This is a genomic window from Ramlibacter sp. (genome assembly GCF_035706265.1).
Lineage (GTDB): Bacteria > Pseudomonadota > Gammaproteobacteria > Burkholderiales > Burkholderiaceae_C > Ramlibacter.
The window spans coordinates 1-5707 of the sequence record NZ_DASSVG010000236.1 but is presented as its reverse complement, the minus strand read 5'-3'; the positions used below and the strand labels follow the sequence as shown (position 1 = coordinate 5707).

The 5707-nt window shown below is 69.9% G+C and carries 5 protein-coding genes; 2 read left to right on the top strand and 3 right to left on the bottom strand.

All coding sequences use genetic code 11. From position 1 onward, the window contains the following. Positions 1–41: 41 nt before the first annotated feature. Positions 42–1502 carry a metalloprotease TldD gene (gene tldD / locus VFM98_RS08960; RefSeq protein ID WP_325109573.1) on the bottom strand — a complete coding sequence of 487 codons (1461 nt, stop codon included), beginning with the start codon at positions 1500–1502 and terminating at the stop codon, positions 42–44. Positions 1503–1524: 22 nt separating this feature from the next. Then, entirely contained in the window at positions 1525–2679 is a 1155-nt protein-coding gene (rodA, locus tag VFM98_RS08955) for a rod shape-determining protein RodA (RefSeq protein WP_325109572.1), read from the bottom strand. A 128-nt stretch (positions 2680–2807) separates the two neighbouring features. Between rodA and VFM98_RS08950 the strand changes: the two genes are divergently transcribed. Then, positions 2808–3479 (top strand): response regulator transcription factor, encoded by a 672-nt coding sequence (locus tag VFM98_RS08950; RefSeq protein WP_325109571.1) that lies wholly within the window; start codon positions 2808–2810, stop codon positions 3477–3479. Between the two features lie 30 nt (positions 3480–3509). On the opposite strand, the gene VFM98_RS08945 is transcribed toward VFM98_RS08950, so the two are convergent. Next, the gene (locus tag VFM98_RS08945) at positions 3510–5273 is read right to left on the bottom strand and encodes a hybrid sensor histidine kinase/response regulator (RefSeq protein ID WP_325109570.1); all 1764 of its coding nucleotides are present in this window, start codon (positions 5271–5273) and stop codon (positions 3510–3512) included. A gap of 83 nt (positions 5274–5356) precedes the next feature. Here VFM98_RS08945 and VFM98_RS08940 point away from each other — a divergent pair. Then, on the top strand, positions 5357–5707 hold a 351-nt coding region (locus VFM98_RS08940), incomplete at its 3' end, for a YqiA/YcfP family alpha/beta fold hydrolase (protein ID WP_325109569.1).

Below are 5707 nucleotides of genomic sequence, written 5' to 3'. Positions count from 1 at the left end.
TCCAGCACGGTCGTCGGGCCGCGTCATCAGGCCGCCTCGCCTCAGGCCGTGCCGCCCACCGTCAGGCCGTCGATGCGCAGCGTGGGTTGGCCCACGCCCACCGGCACGCTCTGGCCTTCCTTGCCGCAGGTGCCCACCCCGGTGTCGAGCCGCATGTCGTTGCCGATCATGCTCACGCGCGTGAGCGCGTCCGGGCCGTTGCCGACGATGGTGGCGCCCTTCACGGGATAGAGGATCCTGCCGTTCTCGACCCAGTAGGCTTCGCTGGCGGAGAACACGAACTTGCCCGAGGTGATGTCGACCTGGCCGCCGCCGAAGTTGGTGGCGTACAGGCCTTTCTCGATGCTGGCCACGATCTCCTCCGGCGCCTTGTCGCCGCCCAGCATGTAGGTGTTGGTCATGCGCGGCATCGGGATGTGGGCATAGCTCTCGCGCCGGCCGTTGCCGGTGGGCGCCACGCCCATCAGGCGGGCGTTGAGCGAATCCTGGATGTAGCCGCGCAGGATGCCATCCTCGATCAGCACGTTGCGTTGGCTCGGGTTGCCCTCGTCATCGACGTTGAGCGAGCCGCGCCGGTCGGCGATGGTGCCGTCGTCCAGCACCGTCACGCCGGGCGCCGCCACGCGCTGGCCGACCCGGCCCGATAAGGCGCTCGAGCCCTTGCGGTTGAAATCGCCCTCCAGCCCGTGGCCCACCGCCTCGTGCAGCAGGATGCCGGGCCAGCCCGGGCCCAGCACCACGGTCATGTGGCCGGCCGGGGCCGGACGCGATTCGAGGTTGGTGAGCGCGGCGCGCACCGCGTCGTTCACGTAGCCCACCAGGCGCTCGTCGTCGAAGTAGCCCAGGCCGAAGCGGCCGCCGCCGCCGCCGGTGCCCATTTCGCGCCGGCCGTTCTGCTCCGCGATCACGGTCACCGACATGCGCACCAGGGGCCGCACGTCGGCCGCCAGCGTGCCGTCGGCGCGCGCCACCAGCACCACGTCGTATTCGCTCGCCAGCCCCGCCATCACCTGCACGATGCGCGGGTCCTTGGCGCGGGCCATCTGCTCCACCCGCTCCAGCAGCTTCACCTTGGCCGTGCTGTCCAGGGTGGCGATCGGGTCCAGCCCTTGGTAGAGCGAGCGGCTGCCCGCCACCTGCGGCGCCGGCACCTGCACCCGGCCGCCGTCGCCCAGCGCGCCGATGGTGCGCACGGCGCGCGCGGCGTCGAGCAGCGAGGTCTCGGAGATGTCGTCGGAATAGGCGAAGGCCGTCTTCTCGCCGCTCACGGCCCGCACGCCCACGCCCTGGTCGATGCTGAAGCTGCCGGTCTTGACGATGCCCTCTTCCAGGCTCCAGCCCTCGCTGCGGGTGTACTGGAAGTACAGGTCGGCCTCGTCCACCCGGTGCGCGCGGATCTCCGCCAGCGCGCGCGAGAGATGGCTTTCGTCGAGTCCGAAGGGTTCGAGCAGCAGCGCCCGCGCGGTGGCGAGGCGCTCGATGGTGGGTTCGCGGGAGATCATCGGCCCATTTTAGGGGCCGCCTTCAGGTCTGCACGAGCCGCTTCGATTTGGAGATCGACATCAGGATGCCCAGCCCCAGGCCCAGCGTCACCATGGCCGTGCCACCGTAGCTGATGAAGGGCAGCGGCACGCCCACCACCGGCAGGATGCCGCTGACCATGCCCATGTTCACGAACGAGTAGGTGAAGAAAATCATGGTGATCGCCCCGGCCAGCAGCCGCGAAAACACCGTCGGCGCCTCCAGTGCGATGGCCAGCCCGCGCAGCACCAGGAAGAGGAAGCTGGCGATCAGGAACAGGTTGCCCAGCAGGCCGAACTCTTCCGAATAGGCGGCGAAGATGAAGTCGGTGGTGCGCTCGGGGATGAACTCCAGGTGGGTCTGCGTGCCCTGCATGAAGCCCTTGCCGAAGACGCCGCCCGAGCCGATGGCGATCATGCCCTGGATGATGTGGAAGCCCTTGCCCAGCGGGTCCTTGGTGGGGTCGAGCAGGGTACAGATGCGCTGCTGCTGGTAGTCGTGCAGCACCGGCCAGCGCATCCCCTCCGCGCACAGCGTCGGCTCGAACACGACGATCAGCACCACGGCCGTGATGCCGAGCACGACCGGCGGGATGATGAGCTTCCACGACAGGCCGGCGAAGAAGATCACCGACAGCCCCGCGGCCGCCACCAGGACGGCCGTGCCCAGGTCCGGCTGCTTGACGATCAGGCCCACGGGGATGGCCAGCAGCACGCCGGCCACCACGTAGTCGAACGCACGCAAGTGGCCCTCGCGCTTCTGGAACCACCACGCCAGCATCAGCGGCGCGGCGATCTTCAGGATCTCGGAAGGCTGGATCACCACGCCGACGTTGATCCAGCGCTTGGCGCCCTTCTTGGTGATGCCGAACACGGCCACGGCGATCAGCAGGCCCACCCCGAGCAGGTACAAGGGCACTGCAAAGCTCATCAGCCGCTGCGGCGGCACCTGGGCCACGACGAACATGATCGTGCCGGCCAGCACCATGTTGCGGCCATGGTCGACGAAGCGCGCCCCGTGGTCGAAGCCGGAGCTGTACATGGTGAGCAGGCCGGCGCACGCGAGCAGGAAGACGGCGAAGGCCAGCGGTCCGTCGAAGCCCTGCAGCATGGGGCTGACGCGCCGGCGCAGAGGGGGTTTCTCGAAGACTGCGGCCATGGCCGGATTATCCGGGAGCAGCGGGGCCGGCGGCCGCCTCCGGGTGAGAAGGATTCACTCCTCCAAAAGGCCTGTTCCAGCCAACGGCCCCGCTGCTACCATCGGTCGCGAAACGGGAGGCCCCCACCATGAACATCCTTGTCGTCGATGACCATCCCCTGTACCGCAGCGGCGTCGTGCACACGCTGCAGAACACGGGCATGGAAGTGAACGTGGTGGAATGCGCCGCGCTCGACACCGCCTTCCAGCGCATCGACGGCGGCCTGCCCGTCGACCTGATGATCCTGGACCTGCAGATGCCTGGCTACCAGGGCGTCGAGTCCGTGCGCGCCGTGCGCATGCGCCGCCCCGAAGTGCCGGTGCTGGTGCTCTCCGGCAACGAGGATCCGGCCATCGTGCGCGAGTGCATCGATCTCGGCGCCTGCGGCTTCGTGCCGAAGTCCGCCCCCAGCGACGAATTCCACGCGGCGCTCTCGCTGGTGCTCTCGGGCGGCGTCTACCTGCCGCCCACCAGCCTCAGCGTGGGCACGCCCGCCAGCCGGGCCCAGCAGGATGCCTGGGCGCGGCTGGGCGCCCACCTCACGGAAAGACAGCGCCAGGTGCTGCTGGGGATCGTGCAGGGCAAGCCCAACAAGGTGATCGCACGCGACCTCGGGCTGTCGGACACGACGGTGAAGTCGCACGTGGCGCACATCCTCGATGCGCTGGTGGTTTCCAACCGCACCGAGGCGGTCTACGCGCTGGCGCGGGCGGGCCTCACCATGCGCGACCTCGAGACGGCGCCCGCCCGGGCGTACTGAGGCCGCGAGGCTTCAGGAAGCCCCGCCGCTTCAGGAGGGCGCGTCGAGCGCGAGCGCCTGCGGCTTCGCCAGCGCCGCCTGCATCGCTTCCAGCAGCAACTCCGGCGCCACCGGCTTCTGCAGCACCGGCACCGGCAGGCCGCGCTCGCGGATGTCCGGCTCGCCCGAGACGATCATCGCCGGCAGCGTTCCGAACCGGCCCCGCAGCGCCTGCACCGCATCCATGCCCGTGCCATCCGCCAGCCGGTAGTCGGCCAGCAGGAAATCCGGCGCCTCGGCCGCGGCCTCCAGCGCCTGCTGCAACTCGGCGAGCACGGCGCAGGCGATCACCCGGGCGCCCGCGTCCTGCAGCCAGGCGGCCAGCGCTTCGCGCGCCAGCCGGTCGTTCTCCAGCACCGCCACCAGCAGGCCTTGCAGCGGCGCGGCGCGCGGCTCGCCGACGGCGCTCACGCGCGCCGGCGCGGCCTCCTGCACCACCGGCAGCCGCATGGTGACGCGGGTGCCCTGCCCCGGCTGCGACTCGATCTCCAGGGTGGCGTGCATCAGGTCCGCCATGTGGCGCGAAATGGCCAGGCCCAGCCCGATGCCCTCGGCCTCCGCCTTGGCCGCCGAGCGGCCGCGGTAGAAGGCGTTGCAGGCCTGCTCCAGGTCCTCGGGGTCCATGCCCACGCCCTGGTCGCAGACGCTCACCACCGCCTGCACGCCGCTGCAGTCGGCCCGTAGCACGATCTCGCCCTGCAGAGAATACTTGAACGCGTTGTCGAGGAAGTTGCGCAGCATGCGCTCCAGCAGCACGGGATCGGCGGAGACGGTGCACGGCCCCCGGATCTCGGTGCGGAAGCGCAGGCCGCGGGCGGCGCACTTCTCGGCGAAGCCGGAGCTGGCCGAAGCGATCAGCCGCTCCAGCTGCACCGGCTGCACCACCGCCTTCATGGTGCCGGCGTCGATCTGCGCGAAGTCCACCAGGTGGCGGAACATGCCGTCGATGGACTGGCCGGTGCGCACGATCTGCTGCGCCATCTGGTCGCGCCGCGCCGGGTCGCCGGACTTGCGGAAGATGTCGGAGAGGAACAGCAGCGCCTGCACCGGCTGGCGCAGGTCGTGGCTGGCCGCGCCGAGGAAGCGCGAGCGGGCCCTCTGCGTCTCCTGCTGGTTCTTCAGCGACTGGCGCAGCTGCTCCACAACCTGCGCCTTCTCCTGCGCGCCGTCGACGATCTCGCGCAGCTGCTGGTTGAGCGTGCGCGCCAGCCGCACCATCATCGGCGCACCGATGCACATGGCGAGCAGGATCACCACCATGTCCTGCGTCGAGGCGTAGCGCGCGAGACCCAGGTACATGGTGGCCAGGCACGCCACCAGGTAGACGGTGTAGATCCGCGGCTGCACGGCCAGCATCGAGACGGCCAGCGACACCCAGGCCACGGTGATCATCGTCAGCACGCCGATGTCGGTGGTGCTGAGGAAGGAGGAAAACAGCGGCACGCAGGTGGTGACGAACCAGCCGGTGACGGCCGCCGCCACGGCGATGCGCCGCAGCGCCCATTCGGTGGGGCCGTGGCGCGCGACCACGGCGTTGAAGTAGCGCTGCCGCGCCAGCATGCCGGCAGCGAACACGACGTACCACGCGAGGAAGCGCAGCCAGCCCGCGCTGGGCACCAGGATCACACCGTAGAGCGCTGCCATCATCAGCGCGGTGCCGACGCCCGCGCGGGCCTGCGCCACGATCACCGCGACGCTGCGCTCGATCAACTCCGGCGACGCTCCCCGCGGAGCCGCCGCTTTGGTGTGTGCCACCACTTTCCTCCTGACTGCAAGGCAGTGTGGCAAAGATCGTAGGGCAATACAACTTACAGGAGCTGACGCATACCATCCGTGCGATGCATACCACGCACCTGCTCTATCTCCACGGTTTCCGCTCCTCGCCGCGCTCGTTCAAGGCGCAGCGCCTGCAGGCGCTGATGCGCGAACGCCACCCGGACGTGGCCTGGTGCTGCCCGCAACTGCCGCCCTCCCCCAGGGAGGCGATGGCGCTGGTGGCCGATCTCGTCGCAACGTGGCCGCGCGAGCGCATGGCGGTGATCGGTTCCTCGCTCGGCGGCTTCTACGCGACCTGGGTCGCGGAGGAGACAGGCTGCCGCGCGGTGCTGCTCAATCCGGCGGTGGACCCCGCGCGCGACCTGGCCCGCCACATCGGCGAGCAGACCGCCTTCCACGATCCTTCGCAGCAC

What these genes read in the sequence shown, in the direction of transcription:
- tldD (WP_325109573.1), bottom strand. Translation starts at nt 1,502, where the DNA reads ATGATCTCCCGCGAACCCACCATCGAGCGCCTCGCCACCGCGCGGGCG.
- rodA (WP_325109572.1), bottom strand. Translation starts at nt 2,679, where the DNA reads ATGGCCGCAGTCTTCGAGAAACCCCCTCTGCGCCGGCGCGTCAGCCCC.
- VFM98_RS08950 (WP_325109571.1), top strand. Translation starts at nt 2,808, where the DNA reads ATGAACATCCTTGTCGTCGATGACCATCCCCTGTACCGCAGCGGCGTC.